Source organism: Rhizobacter sp., assembly GCA_019635355.1.
Taxonomy (GTDB): Bacteria; Pseudomonadota; Gammaproteobacteria; order Burkholderiales; family Burkholderiaceae_C; genus Rhizobacter.
Window position 1 is genome coordinate 2844275 of the sequence record JAHBZQ010000001.1, and the last position, 21134, is coordinate 2865408.

At 69.8% G+C, this 21134-nt stretch carries 22 protein-coding genes; 12 read left to right on the plus strand and 10 right to left on the minus strand.

Annotated features, from left to right (window positions below; all coding sequences use genetic code 11):
- The first annotated feature begins 61 nt into the window (after nt 1–61).
- On the plus strand, nt 62–1363 hold the full coding sequence (locus tag KF892_12870) for an MFS transporter (protein ID MBX3625903.1): 1302 nt from the start codon (nt 62–64) through the stop codon (nt 1361–1363).
- Nucleotides 1360–2043 carry an SDR family oxidoreductase gene (locus KF892_12875; GenBank protein MBX3625904.1) on the plus strand — a complete coding sequence of 228 codons (684 nt, stop codon included), beginning with the start codon at nt 1360–1362 and terminating at the stop codon, nt 2041–2043. The genes KF892_12870 and KF892_12875 overlap by 4 nt, the downstream gene beginning before the upstream one ends.
- On the opposite strand, the gene KF892_12880 is transcribed toward KF892_12875, so the two are convergent.
- Nucleotides 2034–3713 (minus strand): MBL fold metallo-hydrolase, encoded by a 1680-nt coding sequence (locus KF892_12880; protein ID MBX3625905.1) that lies wholly within the window; start codon nt 3711–3713, stop codon nt 2034–2036. The genes KF892_12875 and KF892_12880 overlap by 10 nt on opposite strands.
- Nucleotides 3714–3846: 133 nt before the next feature.
- On the opposite strand from KF892_12880, the gene KF892_12885 reads away from it, so the two are divergent.
- Nucleotides 3847–4458 (plus strand): histidine phosphatase family protein, encoded by a 612-nt coding sequence (locus KF892_12885; protein ID MBX3625906.1) that lies wholly within the window; start codon nt 3847–3849, stop codon nt 4456–4458.
- Nucleotides 4459–4473: 15 nt separating this feature from the next.
- Here KF892_12885 and KF892_12890 read toward each other — a convergent pair whose 3' ends face one another.
- Nucleotides 4474–4806 (minus strand): 2Fe-2S iron-sulfur cluster binding domain-containing protein, encoded by a 333-nt coding sequence (locus tag KF892_12890; protein MBX3625907.1) that lies wholly within the window; start codon nt 4804–4806, stop codon nt 4474–4476.
- Between the two features lie 80 nt (nt 4807–4886).
- Here KF892_12890 and KF892_12895 point away from each other — a divergent pair, with 80 nt between their 5' ends.
- Genes KF892_12895 through KF892_12905 form a run of 3 tightly spaced genes read left to right on the plus strand, consistent with a single transcriptional unit; the run spans nt 4887 to nt 9791 of the window.
- Nucleotides 4887–7670, plus strand: a complete 2784-nt coding sequence (locus KF892_12895) for a DUF3857 domain-containing protein (protein MBX3625908.1) — start codon at nt 4887–4889, stop codon at nt 7668–7670.
- Between the two features lie 19 nt (nt 7671–7689).
- Nucleotides 7690–8829: a galactosyldiacylglycerol synthase gene (locus tag KF892_12900; protein MBX3625909.1), complete on the plus strand. Its 1140-nt coding sequence runs from the start codon at nt 7690–7692 to the stop codon at nt 8827–8829.
- Nucleotides 8826–9791, plus strand: coding sequence for a DUF2183 domain-containing protein (locus KF892_12905; GenBank protein MBX3625910.1), 966 nt, complete (start codon nt 8826–8828; stop codon nt 9789–9791). The genes KF892_12900 and KF892_12905 overlap by 4 nt, the downstream gene beginning before the upstream one ends.
- A 77-nt stretch (nt 9792–9868) precedes the next feature.
- On the opposite strand, the gene KF892_12910 is transcribed toward KF892_12905, so the two are convergent.
- Nucleotides 9869–10183, minus strand: coding sequence for a hypothetical protein (locus KF892_12910; GenBank protein MBX3625911.1), 315 nt, complete (start codon nt 10181–10183; stop codon nt 9869–9871).
- 225 nt (nt 10184–10408) lie between these two features.
- Between KF892_12910 and KF892_12915 the strand changes: the two genes are divergently transcribed.
- A complete protein-coding gene (locus tag KF892_12915) occupies nt 10409–11371 on the plus strand; it encodes a tripartite tricarboxylate transporter substrate binding protein (protein MBX3625912.1) in 963 nt (320 codons plus the stop codon).
- 10 nt (nt 11372–11381) lie between these two features.
- Here KF892_12915 and KF892_12920 read toward each other — a convergent pair whose 3' ends face one another.
- Nucleotides 11382–12389 (minus strand): LysR family transcriptional regulator, encoded by a 1008-nt coding sequence (locus KF892_12920; GenBank protein MBX3625913.1) that lies wholly within the window; start codon nt 12387–12389, stop codon nt 11382–11384.
- Between the two features lie 41 nt (nt 12390–12430).
- On the opposite strand from KF892_12920, the gene KF892_12925 reads away from it, so the two are divergent.
- On the plus strand, nt 12431–13240 hold the full coding sequence (locus tag KF892_12925; GenBank protein ID MBX3625914.1) for a methyltransferase domain-containing protein: 810 nt from the start codon (nt 12431–12433) through the stop codon (nt 13238–13240).
- A gap of 99 nt (nt 13241–13339) precedes the next feature.
- Here the strand turns inward: KF892_12925 and KF892_12930 are convergent, their stop codons facing one another.
- Entirely contained in the window at nt 13340–13708 is a 369-nt protein-coding gene (locus tag KF892_12930; protein MBX3625915.1) for a DUF1428 domain-containing protein, read from the minus strand.
- Between the two features lie 163 nt (nt 13709–13871).
- Here KF892_12930 and KF892_12935 point away from each other — a divergent pair, with 163 nt between their 5' ends.
- Nucleotides 13872–14519 carry a nitroreductase family protein gene (locus KF892_12935; GenBank protein MBX3625916.1) on the plus strand — a complete coding sequence of 216 codons (648 nt, stop codon included), beginning with the start codon at nt 13872–13874 and terminating at the stop codon, nt 14517–14519.
- Nucleotides 14520–14544: 25 nt separating this feature from the next.
- Here the strand turns inward: KF892_12935 and KF892_12940 are convergent, their stop codons facing one another.
- The 3 genes from KF892_12940 to KF892_12950 form a co-directional block, all read right to left on the minus strand.
- Entirely contained in the window at nt 14545–15369 is an 825-nt protein-coding gene (locus tag KF892_12940) for a DUF72 domain-containing protein (protein MBX3625917.1), read from the minus strand.
- Nucleotides 15336–15701, minus strand: coding sequence for a hypothetical protein (locus KF892_12945; protein MBX3625918.1), 366 nt, complete (start codon nt 15699–15701; stop codon nt 15336–15338). The genes KF892_12940 and KF892_12945 overlap by 34 nt, the downstream gene beginning before the upstream one ends.
- 87 nt (nt 15702–15788) lie before the next feature.
- Complete coding sequence (locus tag KF892_12950) at nt 15789–16316, minus strand: glycine zipper 2TM domain-containing protein (GenBank protein ID MBX3625919.1); 528 nt, start codon at nt 16314–16316, stop codon at nt 15789–15791.
- Nucleotides 16317–16575: 259 nt separating this feature from the next.
- Between KF892_12950 and KF892_12955 the strand changes: the two genes are divergently transcribed.
- A complete protein-coding gene (locus tag KF892_12955) occupies nt 16576–16770 on the plus strand; it encodes a hypothetical protein (protein MBX3625920.1) in 195 nt (64 codons plus the stop codon).
- A 4-nt stretch (nt 16771–16774) separates the two neighbouring features.
- On the opposite strand, the gene KF892_12960 is transcribed toward KF892_12955, so the two are convergent.
- Both KF892_12960 and KF892_12965 read right to left on the minus strand, forming a co-directional pair.
- Nucleotides 16775–18613, minus strand: a complete 1839-nt coding sequence (locus KF892_12960; protein MBX3625921.1) for a biotin/lipoyl-binding protein — start codon at nt 18611–18613, stop codon at nt 16775–16777.
- Nucleotides 18614–18694: 81 nt separating this feature from the next.
- Complete coding sequence (locus KF892_12965) at nt 18695–19144, minus strand: MarR family transcriptional regulator (GenBank protein ID MBX3625922.1); 450 nt, start codon at nt 19142–19144, stop codon at nt 18695–18697.
- 54 nt (nt 19145–19198) lie between these two features.
- Here KF892_12965 and KF892_12970 point away from each other — a divergent pair, with 54 nt between their 5' ends.
- On the plus strand, nt 19199–19573 hold the full coding sequence (locus tag KF892_12970; protein ID MBX3625923.1) for a cupin domain-containing protein: 375 nt from the start codon (nt 19199–19201) through the stop codon (nt 19571–19573).
- Nucleotides 19574–19612: 39 nt separating this feature from the next.
- Entirely contained in the window at nt 19613–21115 is a 1503-nt protein-coding gene (locus KF892_12975; protein MBX3625924.1) for an AMP nucleosidase, read from the plus strand.
- Nucleotides 21116–21134 lie beyond the last annotated feature (19 nt).

Here is a 21134-nt window from a genome sequence, read left to right on the forward strand (position 1 = left end):
CGCCCCGGATGCGCTGTCACGCATCCCCCGGCACACTCGGGCTCCCACCACTGGAGCCCGCATGGCCTTCTTCCCCCAAGATGCCCTCAACGACGGCGTGCGCAAGCGCGAGGTCTTCGGCTGGGCGATGTACGACTTCGCCAACTCGGGCTACACCACCGTCGTGTTGACGGCCGTCTTCAACGCCTACTTCGTCGGCGTGGTGGCCAACGGCGCCCCCTGGGGCACGCTCGCGTGGACGCTGGCACTCGCCGCGTCGAGCGTGATCGTGATGCTGGTGATGCCGGCGCTGGGCGCCTACGCCGACCTGCGTGCCAACAAGAAGAAGCTGCTGGCCGTGACCACCGTGTTGTGCGTGGCCTCGACCACGATGCTCGCGTTCTCCGACCGCGGCGACGTGGCCTGGGCGGTGGCGGCGGTGGTGCTGTCGAACACCTTCTTCTCTTTTGGTGAAGCGCTCACCGCCGCCTTCCTGCCCGAACTCGCGCGCCGCGAGGCGATGGGCCGGGTGTCAGGCTGGGGCTGGAGCTTCGGCTACTTCGGCGGCATGTTGTCGCTTGGCCTGAGCCTCGCCTACGTGCTCGCGGCGCAGGCACGCGGCGAGCCGGCCACCTCGTTCGTGCCGGTCACCATGCTCATCACCGCCGGCGTCTACGGCGTGGCCTCGGTCGCCACCTTCGCCTTGCTGCGCGAGCGCGCCGTGCCGCAGCCGCAGGTCGCGCACACGGCGGGCATCACCGCCTCGCTGCAGCGCCTGGCGGCCACCTTCCGGCGTGCCCGCCTGTACCGCGACTTCTCGTGGCTGCTCACCTGCGCCGTGTGCTACCAGGCCGGCATCGCGGTGGTGATCGCGCTGGCCGCGGTGTATGCCGAGCAGGTGCTGGGCTTCAAGCAGGCGCAGACCATGATGCTGGTCTTCCTCGTCAACATCGCCGCCGCCCTCGGCGCCTTCGGCTTCGGCTACTGGCAAGACCGCATCGGCCACAAGCGCGCGCTCGCCGTCACGCTGGTGGGCTGGGTGGTGATGACGGTGCTGGCCATCGTGGCCACCACGCCGGGGCCGTTCTGGGTGGCCGCGGTGATCGCCGGGCTGTGCATGGGCTCCAGCCAGTCGGCCGGCCGCGCCATCGCCGGCCTCTTCGCCCCCGAGGCGCAGCGCGCCGAGTTCTACGGGCTGTGGACCTTCGCGGTGCGCCTGGCCGCCATCCTCGGCCCGGTGACCTACGGCCTCGTGACCGTGGCCACCGCCGGCAACCACCGGCTGGCCATCCTGTCGACGGCGCTCTTCTTCATCGGCGGCCTGTTGCTGCTGCTGCCGGTCAACGTGGAGCGCGGCGCGGCCGCCGCACGCGAAGCTTCATGAGCGCGCCGCTTCTGCACGGCAAGCGCATCCTCGTCACCCACGCCGACGGGTTCATGGGGCCGACGCTGTGCGAGGTGTTCCGCGCGCACGGTGCCACGGTGATCGAAAGCGTCGACCCGATGCGCGACCCGCAGGCGCCGGCCGCCGTGGTGGCCTCGGCCGGCGAGCTCGACGTGCTGCTCGTCAACCTGGCCCACCCCGCACCCAGCACCGCCGCCAAGGATGTGGGCGACGACGAGTGGCGCGACACCTTCGCCGCACTCGTCGACCCGCTGCCGCGCCTGGTGCGCGCGGTGCTGCCGCAGATGATCGCGCGGCGCTCCGGCAAGGTGCTGGTGATGGGCAGCTCGTCGGCCCTGCGCGGGATGAAGCGCACGTCGACCTACAGCGCCGCACGCGGCGCGCAGCTCGCCTACGTGCAGGCGGTGGGCGTGGAAGTGGCGCCGCACAACGTGCAGGTCAACGCCATCGCGCAAAACTTCGTCGAGAACCCGACCTACTTTCCACCCGAGGTGCAGGCCGACCCGCGCTTCCAGGAGCGCCTGAAGCGCGAAGTGCCGCTCGGCCGGCTGGTCAGCGCCCGCGAAGACGCCGAGTTCGCCGCCTACCTGTGCAGCGACGCCGCCAACTGCTTCGTGGGGCAGGTGTTCCCGGTGTGCGGGGGCTGGGTTCAGCGCTGAACCAGGGCCCAGGCGCCGGCGGTGTCGCGGGCCACGCCGTCGCTGCGCAGCTTGTCGAGGTGCGCCAGCAGCGAGCGCGCCGCCACCGGCAGCATGCGGGGGTCGACGTCGTCATACGCGTGCGGCAGCAGCTGCTCCAGCGTGGCCGGCCCGTGCGCGCGCAAGGCCGTCACGACCTTCGCTTCGCGCTTGAGCCGGTGCTCGATCACGCCCTGCACCGCCTTGTGCGGCTGCGCCATCAGGAAGCCATGCCCCGGGGCGAGCCACTCGATGTCTTCGTCGAGCAGCGCGCGCAAGGTGTGCAGGTACTCGGCCATGTCGCCATCGGGCGGGTTGATGACGACGGTGCTGGCTTGCATGAGGTGGTCGCCGGTGAAGAGGGTCTTCTCTTCTTCGAGCAGGTAGCACAGGTGGTTGGACGCATGGCCCGGCGTGTGCAGCACGCGCAGCGTCACACCGGGCGCGATGGCCAGGCGCTCGCCGTGTTCGAGCACACGGTCGGGAGCGAACGTACCGTCTTGCTTGTGCGGGTGCAGCGCCACGCGCCCCATCACCGGCGCGTGGGTGTGCTGCTTCAGCGGCACGGCCGCGGGCGAGTGGTCGTGGTGCGTGTGCGTGGCAAGGATGAAGCGGATGGGCCCCGGCGCCGCGCGCAGCACCGCTTCCACATGCTCGGGCAGGTCGGGGCCGGGGTCGACCACGGCCCATTCGTTGCTCGCCCCGCCGCCCACCAGGTAGGTGTTGGTGCCGGGCCCGGTCATCACGCTGGGGTTGGGCGCGGTCACGCGGATCACATGCGGCGAGAGCTTCACCGCGCGCCCCGGCACGATCTCGTAAGACGCGGTGCCGTGGCCCAGCGGGTCGATGCGGCCCATCTCGGCCCACGCGTATTCGTGCGGCATCACCGGGCGCAGGCCCTGGCTGCCGGCGCCGATGCGCGGGTTGATGAGGCTCACGGTGCGCGGGCCACGCGCATAGGCCATCAGCGCCTCGGTGGTGTCGAACGCGCCGAGCGCGGTGAGCGTGGCGCGGGTCGGCCCCATGAGCTTGAGCGAATCGCTGCGGGCGAGCGCATCGGCCGGGCGCAGCCAGTGCATGCCGACCATCTCGCTGCCGTCGTGCAAGGCGGTCTGGCCGGCCGGCGCCACGGCGACGAAGAAGCGGGTGTCGTAGCGCTTGGCGCGGCCAAGGGGCGTGAGCCAGTGGCTGAAGTACGCGAGCTCGTCGACCGCCAGCCGGAGGCCTTCAGCCGCGCAGAACTCGCCCAGCGTGCGCTCGCCTCGGTTGAGCGGGTCGCGCCAGTCGAACAGATGCTGCACGTCGCCCACAGGCTCGCCACCTCGCCGCGCGAAGAGCAGGCCGCACTCTTCGAAGCACTCGCGGATGGCGGTGATGGCGTAGTCGAGCCCGCCTTCGGGCAACGCGAGCTGCGCGCTCAGGGCTGCGTCGTCGGGGCCGTCGCAGAGGCTGCGCCACTGCGCATCGGTCTTGTCGACCGTGCCGCCCGGGAAGACCCACGCGCCGCTGTTGTGGTCGCCCCGTTCGGCGCGGCACAGGAGCAGCACTTCGAGGCCGCCGAGGGTGTCGCGCACCACCACCAGCGTGGCGGCGGCCCGCGGCGGTTTGCCGGCGGAACTGTGGTCGAGGGGGGCGACGTCGGGTGAGGTCATGTCAGCACTGTGAGCCTGGCGGAGCGCGCTGCACAGTCTCGCATTCCCGCGCCATTCCGAGGCGTCGCCAAGGTGGCTGCGCGGGGTGGGCCCGTGTGCGCAGAATGAGGGCCCCGAGCAGCCGCCGACCGCCATGTCCATCATCCTCGTTCGCCACGGCGAAACGCCGCTCAACGTGGCCCGCACCCTGCAGCCGGCCGACACCCCGCTGAGCGACACCGGCCTCAAGCAGGCTGAGGCCGTGGCCCGGCGCCTGGCCGACCTGAAGATCGCCGCCATCCTGACGAGCGACCTGCCGCGCGCGCTGCAGACGGCACAGGCCATCGCCGCCGCCACCGGCGCGCCCCTCACGCCCACGCCGCTGCTGCACGAGCGCAACTTCGGCACGCTGCGCGGCCAGCCCTACGACAGCCTGCCCTACAACCCGCTCACCATGACCGAAGCGCCGCCCGGCGGTGAATCGGTGGCCGAGTTCCAGCAACGCGTGGCGCAAGCCTTCGCGCAGATGGTCGAGATGCGCGGCCGCGTCGACGGCCACCTCGCCGTCGTCACCCACGGCCTCGTGATCCGCGCGCTGCTCGCGCAGCACCTGCAGCTCGGTGCCGATGCGCTGCCGCTGCGCGTCGGCAACACCTCCGTCACCATCTGCGGTGCCACGCCGCCGCACACGCTGGAGCTGGTCGACTGCACGCGCCACCTCGACGCGCAGATCGCTCACGACACGAAGAGCCTCTCGGGCGGCTGAGCCGCTCGCCTCAGCTCAGGGCCCGGCCCGCGCCCGCGGCGCGACCAGCACCACGTCGCTCTCGGCCTCGGCCACGCAGGGCAGCACCCAGCCTTGCTGCTTCTCCTCGGCGCTGAGGCCCGGCCAGTGAATGGTGTGGCGCACACGCCCCTGGTCGACCCGGCAGCGGCACTCGCGGCAGGTGCCGTTGCGGCATGAACTCGGCAGCAGCACGCCCTGCCGGCGCGCCGCCACCAGCAGCGTCTCGCCGGGCCCGGCGTCGAAATGCAGGCCGGTGCCCAAGATCGTCACGCGAAACGCCACGACACCCCCGAACGTGCGAGCCCGCAGGCCCGGAGCGCTCCCCATAATGGCCGCAGCCCTGAGGTTTGCCCATGTCCCCACGCCCACACGCTGCCCACACGCCACTTCTTCGTCACCTCGCCATCATGGCACTGAGCCTGGCCGCCGCGCTGCTGCCGGCCACCGCTTCTGCGCAATCGGCCACCACGGCCAAGGCCTCGGCCCGCAGCGGTGCGGGCTACAAGATCGAGCGCACACCGGCCTGGGTGAAGCCGATCAAACCTTCCGCCGCAACGGCCGCGCCGACCAGCACCTCGCCCGGCTATCGCATCACGCTGATGGACTACCAGACGCAGCTCGCCCCCGACGGCGGCGAGCATGCCTACACCCACACCCGCCTCGCCATCAGCGACTCGGCCGGCGTGCAGGCGGTGTCGAAGGTCGAGGTCTACTTCAACCCGGCCTTCCAGACCGTCTCGCTGCACGAGGCGGCAGTGCTGCGCAACGGCGCGCGGCTCGACCGCCTGAAAGACGCCCGCATCGAGCTGCTGCGGCGCGAAGAGGGCCTCGAGCGCATGACGCTCACCGGCGTGCAAACCCTCCTGGTGCTGCTCAACGACGTGCGCGTGGGCGATGCCGTCGAGGTGGCCTACACCGTGCACGGCACCAACCCGATCTACAAGGGCCACTACGCCGACACCTTCCAGCTCGGCCACCCGGCCGCCGTCGACGAGCTGCAGATCCGCCTCGAAGCCCCGGCCAGCCGCACGCTGCACACGCGCGGCATCCGCAGCGACGCCACCGTCGAGCGCAGCACGCAGGGCGGGCGCCAGGTGCTCACGCTCACCCGCCGCAACATCCCGGCCGTCATCGCCGAAGAACACACACCGCCGTGGTTCAAGGTCTACCCCGCGCTGCACGTGAGCGACTACGCCGACTGGCAACAGGTCGCCGCCTGGGCCGAAGACCTCTTCGCCACCCCGGGCGATCTCGGGCCTGATCTGCAGGGCCGCATCGACGCCTGGCGCGCCAAGGGCCTGCCGCGCGAGCGCCTCGCCTCCGAGGTGATCGAGTTCGTGCAAGACGAAGTGCGCTACTTCAGCGTGAGCCTGGGCGAAAGCTCTCACCGCCCCAAGCCGCCTGCGCGCACGCTGGCCGAGCGCCTGGGCGACTGCAAGGACAAGACCGCGCTGCTCAACACCATCCTGCAGCGCCTGGGCTTCGAGGCCAAGCCGGTGCTGATCTCGGTGCGACGCAACCGCGGCGTGGCCGACTACCTGCCCTCGCACGACCAGTTCGACCACGTCATCACCCAGCTCACGCTCGACGGCACCGTCTACTGGATCGACCCGACGATGCAGAAGCAGGGCCGGCAACTGCAGACGCGTGGCGTGGCGTCTTACGGCATGGGGCTGGTGGTGAGCCCCGGCACCACCGGGCTCGTGAAGGTGGGCCCGGGCCCGGCGCAGGCCTACACCCTCGAATGGGATTCGGTGTGGGACGCCTCCGACCTCAAGCGCACCCCCACCTTCACCACCACCCTGCGCGCCCGCGGGCTTGCGGCCGAAGGCTGGCGTGCCGGCGTGGAAGCGGGCGGCGCCGAGCGGCTGGCCGGTGCCATCGCCGGCGCTTATGCGCGCATGCTGCCGGGCCTGAAAGCGGTGGGCTCGCCCACCGTGCGCGACAACCGCGACACCAACACCTTCCAGCTGGAGCTGAAGTACGAGGCCCCGGGCCTGGGCCAGTACGACCGCGGTGCGCTCGCCGTCGAGCTGCCGGCGCTCGAGCTGCTCGACAGCCTGGTCGGCCCGCGCGAGCTGCGGCGCGAGATGCCCTTCCTCGTCGACCAGCCGGTGCAGGTGCGCCAGCGCCTGCGCGCGATCGCACCGCAGCGTTTCACCGCCTCCCCGCCGCCGCCCGCCGACGTGACCGACAAGCACTTCCGCGTGGCCAGCCGCTACGAAGTCAACGGCAACAGCTTCGACTACCTGCTCACCTACGAGCGCCGCAGCGACGAGGTGCAGCCGGCCGACCTGAACGGCTTCCGAGAGAAGCTGCAGACGGCGCGCCGGCTCGGCGGCGTGAGCGTGCGCCTGCCGCTCTTGAGCATGGAGCCGCTGCGCGCGCAGTTCGACGACATCGACCGCCGCGTGACCAAGAAGCTCGGCCGCCAGACCGACACCCTGCGCGAGCTGGTGGTGCGCCAGGAAGTGGAGCGCCTCTTCGCCACCGAGCTGCTGCGCCAGGTGGGCGACAGCGGCCCGCTGGTGGGCCAGCTGCTGGAGCGCCGCGCCATTGCCAACAGCGGCCTCGCCGACCACGACGCCACGCTGGCCGACGCCGAGCGCGCGCTCGCGAGCGCCCCCGAGGCGCGCTACTCGCACTACACCCGCGGCCTCGCACTCATGTCGCTCGGCCGCGGCAGCGAGGCCTTGAGCGCCATGCAGCAGTTCACCACGCCCAACAACCGCGCCGCCTGGCAGATGGGCATCGGCAACGCGCAGTACTACCAGGGCGAGCTGGCCGATGCCGAGCGCAACTTCAGCCAGGCGGTGCAGGAGTCGTCGGGCAACGACCGCGTGTTCGCCCTGTCGTGGCTCTACATCGCCTCGCAAAAGGCCGGCGGCAAGGGCCGCGCGGCGGTGCTGCCGCACCTGCCCGACGTGAGCCGCAGCAGCTGGCCGGGTGTGCTGGTGCACTACCTCGCCGGCGAGGCCTCGCAAGACGAAGTGATCGAGCGCGCGAAGGAAAACAAGTCGATGGAGCGGCTCAACCTGAGCGAGGCCTACTTCTACATGGGCCAGCAGTTGCTGCTCGCGGGCAAGACGTCGGAAGCGAAGCGCATGTTCCGCCGCACCGTCGACCTGCAGGCCACGCCCTACCGCGAGTTCGCCTTCGCCGAACTCGAACTCAAGCGCAGCGAGCCCTGACCCGACACCGCCCCTCAAGATGACCGACCTCACCCCCGCGCCGCTGCTGCTGCTCCATGCCACCGCCGGCGCCGGCCACACCCGCGCGGCGCAAGCCGTCTCGGCCGCGCTGCGCCAGCAGGGCGCCCCGGCCCATCATGTGGTGGACACACTCGCCTGCACCAGCAGCCTCTTCCGCAAGCTCTACGCGCAGGCCTACATCGAGCTCGTGCAGCGTGCGCCCGAACTCTGGGGCCACCTCTACGACCGCTACGACGTGGTGAAGCCGCCGCGCAGCAAGAGCACCCGCGCCCGGCTCGCCTTCGACAAGGCCAACAGCACCCGCTTCAAAGACCTGCTGGCCACCACGCAGCCACGCGCCATCCTGTGCACGCACTTCCTGCCGATGGCGCTGCTGTCGGACCTGAAAGGCCGCGGCAAGCTCGCCACGCCGGTGCACGCCGTGGTCACCGACGTGAGCCCGCATGCCTTCTGGGTCTACCCCCACATCGACCACTACCACGTGGCCACCGAGGTGGGCGCGCGCGAGCTGCAACGCAAGGGCATCGCGGCCGAGCGCATCAGCGTGAGCGGCATTCCCATCGACCCGGTGTTCGCCGAGCGCACGCCAGCTGCCACGATGCGCGCCACGCTCGGCCTGCCCGAGCGGCCCACCGTGCTGCTGCTCTCGGGCGGCTTCGGCGTGGGGCCGCTGGTGGCGATGCTCGACTCGTTTGCGGGAGACGACTGCGGCCTGAGCCTCGTGGTGGTGGCCGGGCGCAACGCCGAGCTCGAAGCCGCCTGCCGCGAGCGCGCGAAGACGCTGAACCTGCCCGTCACCGTGCACGGCTTCGTCACCAACATCCACCAGCTGATGGACGCCGCCGACCTCGTGGTCACCAAACCCGGCGGCCTCACCACCAACGAGGTGCTGGCCAAGGGCAAGCCGATGGCACTCGTGGCGCCCATCCCCGGCCAGGAGCAGCGCAACTGCGACTACCTGCTCGAAGAAGGCGCGGCCGTGCGCCTGCACGACGAGCCCGATGCCGCCTGGCACCTCACGCGCTGGCTCCACGATGCGGCCCGCATGGCTGACATGCGCGCGAACGCCGAGCGCATCGCCCGCCCGCAGGCCGCGGCCGACGTGGCACGACGGCTCGTCGCCGCCCTCGGCGCATGACGATCGACAGACGCCGCCTCTGCCTCGCGCCGCTGCTGGCGCTCGGCCTTCCGCTGCCATCGCAGGCAGACGACGACCCGCTGCACAACATCGTCGACGACGCCTGGGCCACCGCGCAGGGCGTGGTGTTCTCGGGCCGCCTGGTCGAGAAGCGCCGCGGCCCGCGCGCCGACAGCGGCGTGCGCAGCAGCCTCTACCGCAACAGCCGCCTGCTCTTCACGAGCGGCGAAGAAGGCGCGGTGCGCTGGTCCGTCGGTGGCCTGCAGTGGCAGACCCGCGCCGACGACCAGGGCTACTGGGAGCTGCGCGCCAACCAGCCGCTGCCGCCAGCGTCGCTCACCCCCGGCTGGCACCCGATCGACAGCCAGCCCGCGCCGAGCAGCGCGGCCCACCTGCTGGTGCACGACCCGGCCAACACCATCGGCCTCATCTCCGACCTCGACGACACCATTCTCGTGAGCGAGGTCAACCAGACCACGCGCCTGCTGCGCAACAGCCTCACCGTGCCGCCCGAGGCGCGCGCGCCGGTGGGCGGCATGGCGGCGCTCTACACCGCGTGGACGAAGCGCAACCCGCGCCCCGAGGCCACGCCCGTGTTCTACATCTCGGCCTCGCCACGCCAGCTCACCGACAGCGTGCGCCGCTTCCTGCGCCAGCACGGCTTCCCGCAAGGCGTGTTGCAACTGAAGGAAGTGAGCCCAGCCAGCACCGACCCACTCGTCGACCAGCAGGCCTACAAGGTGCGGCGTGCGAGCGCCATATTGCAAGCCTTTCCGCAGACCCGCTTCGCGCTGCTCGGCGACGACGGCGAGCGTGACCCCGAGAGTTATGCGGAGCTGCAGGCGCGCTTTGGTGCACAGGTGCTGGGGGTGTGGATTCGGCGCGTGCACCCTGACCCGAAACGGCCGCGGCTGGCGGGGCAGCGGGACATGGGGGAGTTGCTGGCGAGTGGGCCGCCATAGGAGCCGAGCAGCCGTATTGCCCTCAGCTTGCCCCTCAGTCCCCGACCGCCACCACCGCCTTGCGGTCTGAGCACGCATCAGAGGCGGTAGATCACGATCAGGATCGATGTTGCAAGGCACATCAGCGAGTTGCAGACGTTGACGGCGATGGCTCGATTGAGGCATCGCCCGTTGTGCTCGTAGAGCCAGGCTGCCATCGTGGCATTCGCCCCAACCCATGTGATCCAGGTCAGCAGCGAATGCTGGCTGCTGTCGCCGCTCGTGAAAATGGCCAAGAGGGTCGGCAGATAGGCCAGCACGCGCACCGAGTTGAACAGCGTGAACAGCCACGTCAGCACCGCAAGGTAGGCGTTTGTGGTGGATGAAAGTTGCCGAAGAGCGGAAGTGTTCATGTGGCCCTCGTCGCAATGTCGATGAGCCGCATCATCCGAACTCGGGGCGCCCTCGAGAAGGCTCCATTCGTTGAGGCGGTGCTGAACCAGTAGTTGATCTCGCAGCCGCGGGCATGTCCGCCGCAGACTGAACCGAAAGTTGAGGCAGCCTCTTCCGGCACGGCACTTCCCACGAGAATCTCTCGCGGCAACACTGTGCCCCGGCTCACAGTACGGAGTATCGGGATGAACAAATTGTCGAAAGCCCTCGTGGTTGGCGCAATGACGCTGTCTACGGCGGCGTCAGGCGGGCAGCCGTCCTATCCCAGCCGGCCGATCCGACTGGTCGTTCCGACTCCCGCTGGCGGCCCGAGCGATACGGCGGCCCGCGCTCTCGCAAAGGGCATGGCCGCCAGCCTTGGGCAGGAAGTACTGGTCGAAAACCGGCCCGGCGGCAATACAGGCATTGGAGCGGGCACCGTCCTCAACGCCGCCCCCGACGGCTACACGCTGCTCTTCGCGCTCGCGTCCAACGCCGGTCTGCCACACCTCAGCAAGGCCTCGCCCTACAAGTCCATCGCCGAGTTCACTCCCATCGCCGCAATCGGCGGCAACACGCAGTGCCTCGTGGTGTCGACCAACCTGCCAGCCAAGACACTGGCTGAGTTCGTCGCATACGCGAAGGCAAGTCCGAAGCCGCTGATGCGTGGGGCGAACAACGTCTCGGAAGACATGGTGGCCGGACAGGTGAGCAGCGCGTTCGGCATCGCTTTTGAGCGGGTGCCTTACAAGGGCGCGCCTCAGCTGCTCCCCGACCTGCTTGAAGGTCGGATCCAGGTCGCAGTGCTGCCGGTAAGCGCCAGCGTCCCGCACGTGAAGTCTGGCCGCCTGACCATGCTCGGCTGCAGCATGGCTGAACGGATCCCTGCGCTGCCGACGGTGCCCACGCTGGCCGAGTCCGGCATTTCCGCCGAACCGCTGATCACCGCTCACTTCGTTGTAGGACCTCCCCGGCTGCCGGCCGACATCGTCGACCGTCTGGCCGTGGTCGCGCGTCAGGCGGCGCAGTCGGCCGAGTTCAGGCAGGAGATGGAGCGCCTTCTCATCGTCGGCGGCCCACGATCGTCCGCGGAGACGCGAGAACTGATGCTCAAGGCGGAGGCGCAATACATTCAGTTTGTCCGCGAGACAGGCGCCAGCATCGACTGAGCACCGGGGCTCACCTGTGGCTCAACCAACTGGAGGCGCGTCGACTGTTGCCTTGGTGCCAGGCCGGCCGCCCGTCGACGCTGGCCTGCCCCTTCGCGTTCGTCATCTGGGCAAGCTCGGTGCAGTGCGTGGCGACGAAGTCGGCGAAGACGCGCAAGCGCAAGGTCCGGCGCAGTTCGGGCCGGAAGTACAACGCCAGCGGCGGTGGGTCCATCATCTCCCAGTCCAGCAGCGCTGCGACCAGGCGGCCGCTCGCCAGGTCCGCTTGCGCGGTGGCCGGTGCGATGCGCATCACGCCCCCGTGGTTCAGGGCCAGGGCGAGCAGGTTGTCTCGATGGTTGGAGTTCAGCCACCCTCGAACCACCACCTCTTCGATGACTTCGCCCTGCGGCCCAGCCTGTCGGTAGCGCCAGAGATCGAGCAGCTTGCCATATGGATTTCGGTAGCTGAGGCAGTTGTGGTCAGCGAGGTCGCGCGGGTGGCGTGGAATGCCCTGGCGCTTCCAGTAGTCGGGCGTGGCCGCGGTGACCTGCGCCATCACCGGAAGCTCACGGCGCACCCAGCTGCCAGCCTCGAACCAGCCGTGCAGCAGCAGCAGGTCGCAGTCCTTCGCGGCCGTCCCCTCGAGGTGCAACACAGCGCGAAGATCGAGCGTCAGGTCCGGGTAGGTGGCATGGAACGCCGACAAAGCCGGCACGATGCAGTGCTGCAGCAGAAACGGTGTACCGCCCACGACCAGCGTGCCTTGCGGCCGCTGCCTTGCCTGCCGAAGACCATCGTCGGCCGCTTGCAGCTGCGCGAGCAGCGGGGCGCAGGCGTCAGCGTACTGCGCGCCATCCGCGGTGAGCTGGAGCCCGCGACTGCCGCGCTGGAACAGCGTGGTCCCGAGTTCGGCCTCAAGCGCGCTGACCAGCTTCGCGACGGCCTGCAAGGTCACGCCTTGCTGGCGTGCCGCAGAAGACAAGCTGCCGCCTTGGGCTGCCGCCAGGAAGTATTGAATGGCCTTGAGCTTGTCCATTTGAGAGGAAGTGTCGCGTGAGAGTGCCGCCAAAGGCAAACGTGTCGCCGTCAGCCGCTGACGCATCTGCATTGCCTGCTTTCGTATTCGACGACGGTGCCGCCTACGAGCTGATGATGGGACGATGGAGCGCGCTGGTCGCACAGCCCTTCCTGGAATGGTTAGCGCTTCCGCACGGTCTGGCATGGCTTGACGCCGGCTGCGGCGATGGCTCGTTTACCCGGTCGCTGATGTTGCATCAACGTCCTGCCTCGGTGGTCGGCGTCGATCCGGCCCCGGCCCAACTCAGTTTCGCGCGCCAGTGGGTGACAACCGCCGAGGTTTGCTTCATGGAAGGGGATGCCCAGGCATTGCCGCTTCCGGATGCGTCCGTCGACGCCGCCGTCATGGCCCTGGTGCTCTTCTTCCTGCCTGATCCGCCGAAGGGTCTGCGCGAACTGGTGCGTGTGGTCAAGGGGGGCGGGATGGTTGCTGCCTATCAATGGGACTTGGACGGCGGCGGATTTCCGCTGCAACCGATACTCGATTCCGTGCACGTCGAAGGCTACAGATCGCAGCAGCCGCCGAGCGCCTGGGCGGCAACACTGCAAGCGTCGGTAGATCTCTGGCGAAGCGCCGGCTTGGTAGACGTGCAAACACGCCAGTTCGAGGTGAGCCGCACCTTCGAAAGCTTTGAGGCCTATTGGCGTACTGCATACGGGAGTCCGCGCCTGCGTGGCCTGTTCGCAACGCTCTCGCCATCTGGCCTGCAGCGCTTGAGCGAGCGAGCCCGCGAGCGGACCGGAAGCCCGGGTGATGGGCCACTCGTCTTGAAGGCGAAGGCGAATGCTGTGAAGGGCTACAAGCGCTGAGTCGCAGCTTTTCGCCCAGTTGTGATGCCCACCCACCAACGGCATGGCGCTCGCGGCGTCGTCACCTCGCATGGCTGCGAGCCTGAAGCTCCAGGCCGCTCAAGCCTTCACTTCAACCACCGGCACGAAGCCGCCGAAGATCATGCGTTTGCCGTCGAAGGGCATCGGCGGGTTGCCGGGGGTGGAGGGATCCATGCGCGGGTCTTCCATCATCTTTTTCATGCCGGCGTCGCGGGTGGCCTTGTCGGGCCATTCGACCCACGAAAACGCCACCGTCTCGTCGGCCGTGGCCTGCACGGCGCGGCGGAAATCGGTGACCTTGCCGTCGGGCACGTCGTCGCCCCAACCCTCGATCACACGGATGGCGCCGAGCTCGAGGAAGATGGGGTCGAGCTGGCGCGCATGCTCGATGAACTTTTGCTTGTTGGCGGTGGGGACCGCGATCACGAAACCATCGATGTAGGACATGTCTGCACTCCTGTTCGTTAGACCGTTCGGCGCACCCACTCCGGGCACCCCGTCTCCCACGACGAACGACGGCCAGCCAAATCGACACGATGGACATTGACGCCCATCAATCCGCTGCGGCGTGTGGCGCCTAGGCTGCGCCTGATCGACCGGAGATGCAACGATGAACACGCTGACCAAGCTGGCCCTGGGCCTGATGGGCCACAACCCGCCGCGGCCGGCGGTGGGTGACGCGAAACACACGCTCGCCCTGCCGCCGCCGCACCGCGAAGGCGGGCTGCCGCTGATGGAGGCGCTGGCGCGCCGCCAGTCCTTGCGCGAGTTCGCGCCCACGGCGCTGGACGAACAGACCCTGTCTGACCTGCTGTGGGCTGCGGCGGGCGTCAACCGCCCGGCGCTCGGCGGACGCACCACGCCGAGCGCGATGAACGCGCAGGAGGTGCTGCTCTACGCCGCCATGCCGCAAGGCCTGTACCGCTACGAGCCGGTGGTGCACGCGCTGCAGCTCGTCGAATCGAGCGACGTGCGGCGCGTCACGGGCTACCAGGACTTCGTCGACAACGCGGCGCTCGACCTGGTCTACGTCGCCGACCATGGCCGCATGGGCATGGTGCCGGCGGCGCAGCGCACCGCTTACGCCTGCGCAGCCGCGGGGGCCATGGCGCAGAACGCCTATCTGTTCTGCGCCTCGGCGGGGTTGGCGACGGTGGTGCGGGCGTGGTTCGACCGTGAGGCGCTGGCCAAGGCGATGGGTCTGGGCAACGACCAACAACTCTTGCTGGCGCAGACCGTGGGCCACACGAAGGCCTGAGCGGCATGCCCCGGCCCTGCCATCTTCACGCGGGCGAAAGCCTTTCCAGCAGCGCCATCGCGGCGGCCGGGTTGCGCTCTTTCGCGCCGCTGATGAAGAACAGGAACACGTCGCGCGGGCCGGCCTTTGCGGCCGGTTCGACGCGTGGCACGCCGTCGGGCTCGCCGCCTTCGGCCCAGCGCTTTGCGCAGGCCGCGAGCTGGTCGAGCGCCTGCGGCTCGAAGCCTTGCGGCAGGTGGCTCTGCGAGCGCATGGTGCGCACGTAGACGAAGTCACCCGTGACGTCGGCAAACGAGGGGTAGTCGTCGGAGTCGGTGAACACGGTGCCCACGTTGTAGCGGCGGGCGAGCGCCAGGTACTCGGGCGACTTGAAGCTGTCGTGCCGCACGTCCATCACGTGGCGCAGCGGCAGGCCGCTCACTTTGGCGGGTAGCAGCTTGAGGAAGGCTTCGAAGTCAGCCGCGTCGAACTTCTTGGTGGGGGCGAACTGCCACAGCACCGGGCCGAGCTTGTCGCCCAGCTCGGCGAGGCCGCTGCCGATGAAACGCTCGACCGACTCGCCGGCCTCGGCCAGCACGCGCCGGTTGGTGGTGAACTTGTTGGCCTTGAGCGAGAACACGAACCCCTCGGGCGTGTCGTCGCGCCACTTGGCGAAGGTGGCCGGCTTCATGGTGCTGTAGTAGGTGCCGTTGACCTCGATGGCCGTGAGCTTGCCGGCCGCGTATTGCAGCTCGCGCGCGTGCGGCAGGCCCTGGGGGTAGAAGTTGTCGCGCCAGGGTTCGAAGGTCCAGCCGCCGATGCCCACACGGAGGCGACTCACACCAGCCTCCAGGCGACGAGCCCCACGCAGGCGATGGAGAGCAGCGACGAGACGACGATGAGCAGGCGTGCACGCCTGCGCAAGGCATCGACCGCCTCGACGATGCGCGCGTTTTGCTCGGCCAGGGTTTCGATCAGCTCGGCCGAGGCCTTCTGCTGCTCGGCGAGCTGGGCCACGCTGCTTTCCAGTTGCGCGACGCGCGCCGAGAGGTCACCCGAGCTGCTCGCCGCGGCGGTGGCGGCCTCTTCGGCTTGCTGCGAGCGGGTGAAGATCTTGCGGGCGCTCTTGACGATGCCCGGGGTCGCTTCGATCACGTCGCCCCACGGGATCACCTTGAGGGCGGTCATCCAACCAATGGCCATGCTGAGGGCTTGCCGGCATTGGGCCGGCCAAGCCGGGAAAGTGTCGCACCCCGCGGCCCGGCTGCGAAGCCGGCGCGGGGTTTGTCATCAGGCTGGCTGCAGGCTTGCGCCCTCGACCTTGACACGCGAGCCGACCTGCAGGCCGCCCAGCGATTCGCGGCGGAAGGTGCGGGTCTGGCCGTTGTCGAGCTGGACCTGCACGTTGTAGCCCACCACGCGGGTGTTGCGGTCGCGCTCGATCTTGTTGCCCAGCAGGCCGCCACCGATGGCCCCGGCGGCCGTGGCGGCCTTCTGGCCATTGCCGTCGCCCACCTGGTAGCCGAGCACGCCGCCGATCACGGCGCCGGTGGCCGCGCCCACGCCGGTGCCCTTGGGCCGCTCGGTGAGGGTTTCGATGTGGCGCACTTCGCCCATCAGCGCCACGGGGGCGGCGGGGCGCTCGGGTGCTGTACGCGCGGTGGTGTTCGCGCTCGGCACCTGGGTGCCGTTCGCCTTCACGGGGCTGCCGTCTTGCGGGCCACAACCGCCGAGGACGACCAGGCACGCCAGCGAGCCGGCGGCGAGCGACGCAGTGATGCGGTCAACGGGATGCTTGGGATGAGTGTGGTGTTGCATGTCGTGCTCCTGGCCCGCTCCTCGGGCTGTCTTCACGGAGCTGAATCGTCCAGGGTCGGCTGGCTGGCGTCTGCCCGCCCCGGCCGCGGCATGGCGTAGGACGAAAAGCCGCGGCGTTGCAGCTGCACACAGGTGTAGGCGTGGGCCTACAGCGGTTCGCTCGGTCGCCTGATGGCGGCTTCAGCCACTCATTTGCACGATGGCCACCAGCCGTGCCCCACCGTGTGGAGAGGGGCCGCGGGATTGCAGGAGCGAGATCATGCCGAACGATGAATGGCTGGAAGACGTGCGTCGCTGGTACTACGGCGGCAACCCGCCGGCGGCCGAAGCCGCGGACGTGGATGCGGGCGCCACGGCGCCGGCCGAGCTCGGCTACGAAGCGGCCCACCCCGCCCTGCAGGCGCGACACTGGCCCGATGCGGCCAGCGTGCGGGGCGAGCAACGCCCCGTCTGACCCCTCACCAGGTGTCGATGGGGGCGCTGCGGCGCTCCGACACGCGTGACGACGCGAGCCCGCGCGCCAGCCAGTGGCGCGTGTCGGCTGGGTCGATCACTGCGTCGATCTCCAGCATCGCCGCCATGTTGATCGCCTTGCCGCGCGCGTACTGCGCGGCCACGAGCTTGTCGAAGAGCGCGTCGCGCTCGGCGCCTTCCGGCGCAGCCGACAACTCCTTGCGGTAGCCCAGGCGCACCGCGCCTTCGAGCCCCATGCCGCCGAATTCGCCGGTGGGCCAAGCGGCCGTCATCGCCGGCGAGTGGAAGCCGCCGCCGGCCATCGCCATCGCCCCCAGGCCGTAGCCCTTGCGCAGCACCAGCGCGAGCAGCGGCACCCGCAGGTGCGCGGCCGTGACGAACATGCGGCTCACGTGTCGCACCTGTGCCTTCTCTTCGATCTCGGGGCCGACCATGAAGCCGGGGGTGTCGACCAGCGACACGATGGGCAGGCCGTGCGCGTTGCACAGCTGCATGAAGCGCGCGGCCTTGTCGGCCGCATCGGCGTCGATCGCGCCGCCCAGGTGCACCGGGTTGTTGGCCATCAGGCCGATGGGCCGGCCCTCGATGCGCGCGAGCGCCGTGAGGATGCCGTGGCCGAAGCCCGCGCGCAGCTCCAGCAGCGAGCCGGTGTCGGCCACGCCGCGCATGACCTGGCGCACGTCGTAGGCGCGCACGCGGTTCTCGGGCAACGCGCTGCGCAGCGCTTGCGGATCGCCCGCCGACCACTCGGCCACGCGGCCCTGGAAGTAGCCAAGGTACTGCTTCGCCACGGCCACCGCCTGCGCTTCGTCGTCGACCAGCACGTCGATCACGCCGTTGGCGTGCTGCACGTGGCTCGGGCCGACCTGCTCGGGCGTGTAGACGCCCAGGCCGCCGCCTTCGATCATCGCGGGGCCGCCCATGCCGATGTTGCTGTCGCGCGTGGCGATGATCACGTCGCTGCAGCCCAGCAGTGCGGCGTTGCCGGCGAAGCAGCGGCCCGCGACGATGCCGACCACCGGCACCTGGCCGCTCAGGCGCGCGTAGTTGGCGAAGGTGGTGAGGTGCAGGCCGGCGACCTTGGCCGAGTCGGTGTCGCCGGGCCGGCCACCGCCGCCTTCGGCAAACAGCACCACCGGCAGCCTCTGCTCGAGCGCGACGCCGAGCACGCGGTCGGTCTTCTCGTGGTTGCGCATGCCCTGCGTGCCGGCGAGCACGGTGGCGTCATACGACATCACGACGCAGCGCGATTTCTCTTCGCCGAAGAGCGCGCCGTTGACGCTGCCGATGCCGGTGATGAGGCCATCGGCCGGGGTGTTCTTGATGAGGTCGTCGAGCTCGCGGCGGCGTGTCTGCGCGGCATAGGCCAGGGCGCCGTATTCGAGGAAGCTGTGCTCGTCGCAGAGGTCGGCGATGTTTTCGCGGGCGCTGCGCAGGCCGAGGGCGTGGCGTTTGGCCATGGCCTCGGGGCGGCTGGCGTCGAGCGTGAGGGCGTGGCGGTCGAGCACTTCCTGCAGGTCGGCGCGCACGGCCGAGGCGGGGGATGACGTGGGCGAGGCGGGCGCCACCTCGGCCTGCGCCGCCGCCGCGGGCGCCGCCTGCAGCGCGCCGAGCGTGACCAGCAGCTCGTCTTCGCCGATGGTGTCGCCGGCGGCCACGGTGATGTGCAGCACCTGCCCGTCGGCCTCGGCGCGGATCTCGTGCTCCATCTTCATGGCTTCCAGCACCAGCAGCAGCTGGCCGGCGCGCACGCCCTCGCCCGCCGCCACCGCGAGTTGCACCACGGTGCCGGCCATCGGGGCCTTGATCGTTGTCTGCGTCATGCGCCTGTCTCCTGTTTGGCGGGCGACTTTAGCGGGCACCTCGTGAGGCGCTTGACGCAGCCGTGACAACACGACGGCGCCTCACGCGAGCGGCTCCAGCCGGTCGAGCGCCCGCACCAGCTGCGCGAGATCGTCAGCGCCGAGACGGTCGCGGTAGTCCTTCTCGATGCGCTGCTTCACCTCATTGGCTGCTGCGAGCAAGGCCAGGCCGCGCGAGGTGAAGGCCACCACCTTGCCGCGCCCGTCGGCAGGGTCGGGCAGGCGCTGGACGAGGCCGTCGTCTTCGAGGGCCACCACGAGCTGCTGCACCGCCTGCTTGCTCAAGCCCATGCGCACGACGAGCTCCGACTGGCGCGTGCCCTCACGCGCGATGTGCGGGATCAACTGCGAGCGCGCTTCCGCGAAGACCGGGTGCCCGGCCGCCACCATCTCGGCAGAGAAGCGCCGCATCCACTGCTGGCTCGCGCGCCAGAGGCGCCAGCCCACGTGGTCGATCAGCGGCGGCGCCTTTTCGTCAATTTTCTTGACCACTTTTCCGACTCACCCTATAGTCAATTTACTTGACCACTATACCCAGAGCCCACCATGACCCTCATCGCCGCCCCCGACGCGCCCGTCTTCGCCCTGCCCGGCGTCACCTTCACCGGCCTCGCCTCGCCCAACCGCGGGTCGAAGGAAAACGCGGTCTGGCGCCTGTCGATGGCGCCGGGCACCGCGCCCCGCACCCACCGGCTCACGCGCGAGGAAATCTTCGTGGCCCTGTCGGGCCGTGCCGAGGTCACGCTTGCCGGCCAGCAGCACACGCTCGCCGCCGGCAGCGCCCTGGTGGTGCCGGCCGATGCGGACTTCGCGCTGTCCAACCCGCACGACGAGCCCTTCGAGGCGGTGGCGGTGCTGCCCGTGGGCGGCCAGGCGGTGGTGCCGGGCGAAGCGCCTTTCGTGCCGCCGTGGGCCGCGTGAGCGCGTGAGGTGAAAGGCCGTGGACGCACAATGCGCCTCATGGCCTCTCCCACCCAGATCACCGCCCGCTCCTTCCACGACGCCGCCGCCGCGCTGGCGCACGCCACCACGATCTACGACATGGGCATCGCGCACCTGCGCGACAGCCTCGTGCGCTTCGTGGCCGGCGAAGACCTGCAGCAGCACGTGCGCGCCTGCTACCCCTACCTGCGCGTGCACACCGACACCGTGGCCCGCGCCGACTCGCGCCTGGCCTACGGCTTCGTGGCCGGCCCCGGCACCTACGAGACCACGCTCACGCGGCCCGACCTCTTCCACGACTACTACCTGGAGCAGTTCACGCTGCTCTTGAAGAACCACGGCGTGACGCTCGAAGTGGGCTTGTCGAGCCAACCGATCCCGGTGCATTTCTCGCTGGCCGAGAACGACCACCTCGAAGGCAGCATGCCGCCCGAGCGGCGCCTCTTGCTGCGCGACCAGTTCGACCTGCCCGACCTCACTGCGATGGACGACGGCATCGCCAACGGCACCCACGTGCCGCACGTCGGCCCCGACGGCCAGCCGCGGCTGCCGCTGTCGCTCTTCACCGCACCGCGCGTCGACTACTCGCTGCACCGCCTGCGCCACTACACCGGCACCGCGCCCGAGCACTTCCAGAATTTCGTGCTCTTCACCAACTACCAGTTCTACATCGACGAGTTCATCCAGCTCGGCCACGAGATGATGGCCGACCCGAACTCGGGCTACAGCGCCTTCGTGCAGCCCGGCAACGTGGTGCTGCGCCGCGCGGGCCTCGGCCCCCAGCCCGACGACGAGCTGCGCGTGGCGCCGCCGCGCCTGCCGCAGATGCCGGCCTACCACCTGGTGCGCGAAGACCGCACCGGCATCACGATGGTCAACATCGGCGTGGGCCCGTCGAACGCCAAGACCATCACCGACCACATCGCGGTGCTGCGCCCGCATGCGTGGATCATGCTCGGCCACTGTGCGGGCCTGCGCAACACGCAGGCGCTCGGCGACTACGTGCTCGCCCACGGTTATGTGCGCGAAGACCACGTGCTCGACGAAGAGCTGCCGCTGTGGGTGCCGATCCCGCCGCTGGCGGAGATCCAGGTCGCGCTCGAAGACGCGGTGGCCGAGGTCACCCAGTTGAAGGGCTATGAGTTGAAACGCGTGATGCGCACGGGTACCGTCGCCAGCACCGACAACCGCAACTGGGAGCTGCTGCCCTTCACCCACCCGCAGAGCACGCCGGAGCAGCGCTTCTCGCAGTCGCGCGCGATCGCGCTCGACATGGAAAGCGCCACCATCGCCGCCAACGGCTTCCGCTTCCGCGTGCCCTACGGCACCTTGCTGTGTGTGAGCGACAAGCCGCTGCACGGGGAGATCAAGCTGCCCGGCATGGCGAATCACTTCTACCGCGAGCGTGTCGATCAGCACCTGCGCATCGGCATCCGTGCGATGGAGTTGCTGCGTGAACAAGGGGTCGACCAGCTGCACAGCCGCAAGCTGCGCAGCTTCGCGGAAGTCGCCTTCCAATAAACAGCCCTCGCGAGAGGGT

Coding starts and splice junctions, on each gene's coding strand:
- KF892_12870 (MBX3625903.1), top strand. CDS start 62: ATGGCCTTCTTCCCCCAAGATGCCCTCAACGACGGCGTGCGCAAGCGC.
- KF892_12875 (MBX3625904.1), top strand. CDS start 1,360: ATGAGCGCGCCGCTTCTGCACGGCAAGCGCATCCTCGTCACCCACGCC.
- KF892_12880 (MBX3625905.1), bottom strand. CDS start 3,713: ATGACCTCACCCGACGTCGCCCCCCTCGACCACAGTTCCGCCGGCAAA.
- KF892_12885 (MBX3625906.1), top strand. CDS start 3,847: ATGTCCATCATCCTCGTTCGCCACGGCGAAACGCCGCTCAACGTGGCC.
- KF892_12890 (MBX3625907.1), bottom strand. CDS start 4,806: ATGGGGAGCGCTCCGGGCCTGCGGGCTCGCACGTTCGGGGGTGTCGTG.
- KF892_12895 (MBX3625908.1), top strand. CDS start 4,887: ATGGCACTGAGCCTGGCCGCCGCGCTGCTGCCGGCCACCGCTTCTGCG.
- KF892_12900 (MBX3625909.1), top strand. CDS start 7,690: ATGACCGACCTCACCCCCGCGCCGCTGCTGCTGCTCCATGCCACCGCC.
- KF892_12905 (MBX3625910.1), top strand. CDS start 8,826: ATGACGATCGACAGACGCCGCCTCTGCCTCGCGCCGCTGCTGGCGCTC.
- KF892_12910 (MBX3625911.1), bottom strand. CDS start 10,183: ATGAACACTTCCGCTCTTCGGCAACTTTCATCCACCACAAACGCCTAC.
- KF892_12915 (MBX3625912.1), top strand. CDS start 10,409: ATGAACAAATTGTCGAAAGCCCTCGTGGTTGGCGCAATGACGCTGTCT.
- KF892_12920 (MBX3625913.1), bottom strand. CDS start 12,389: ATGGACAAGCTCAAGGCCATTCAATACTTCCTGGCGGCAGCCCAAGGC.
- KF892_12930 (MBX3625915.1), bottom strand. CDS start 13,708: ATGTCCTACATCGATGGTTTCGTGATCGCGGTCCCCACCGCCAACAAG.
- KF892_12935 (MBX3625916.1), top strand. CDS start 13,872: ATGAACACGCTGACCAAGCTGGCCCTGGGCCTGATGGGCCACAACCCG.
- KF892_12945 (MBX3625918.1), bottom strand. CDS start 15,701: ATGGCCATTGGTTGGATGACCGCCCTCAAGGTGATCCCGTGGGGCGAC.
- KF892_12950 (MBX3625919.1), bottom strand. CDS start 16,316: ATGCAACACCACACTCATCCCAAGCATCCCGTTGACCGCATCACTGCG.
- KF892_12955 (MBX3625920.1), top strand. CDS start 16,576: ATGCCGAACGATGAATGGCTGGAAGACGTGCGTCGCTGGTACTACGGC.
- KF892_12960 (MBX3625921.1), bottom strand. CDS start 18,613: ATGACGCAGACAACGATCAAGGCCCCGATGGCCGGCACCGTGGTGCAA.
- KF892_12970 (MBX3625923.1), top strand. CDS start 19,199: ATGACCCTCATCGCCGCCCCCGACGCGCCCGTCTTCGCCCTGCCCGGC.
- KF892_12975 (MBX3625924.1), top strand. CDS start 19,613: ATGGCCTCTCCCACCCAGATCACCGCCCGCTCCTTCCACGACGCCGCC.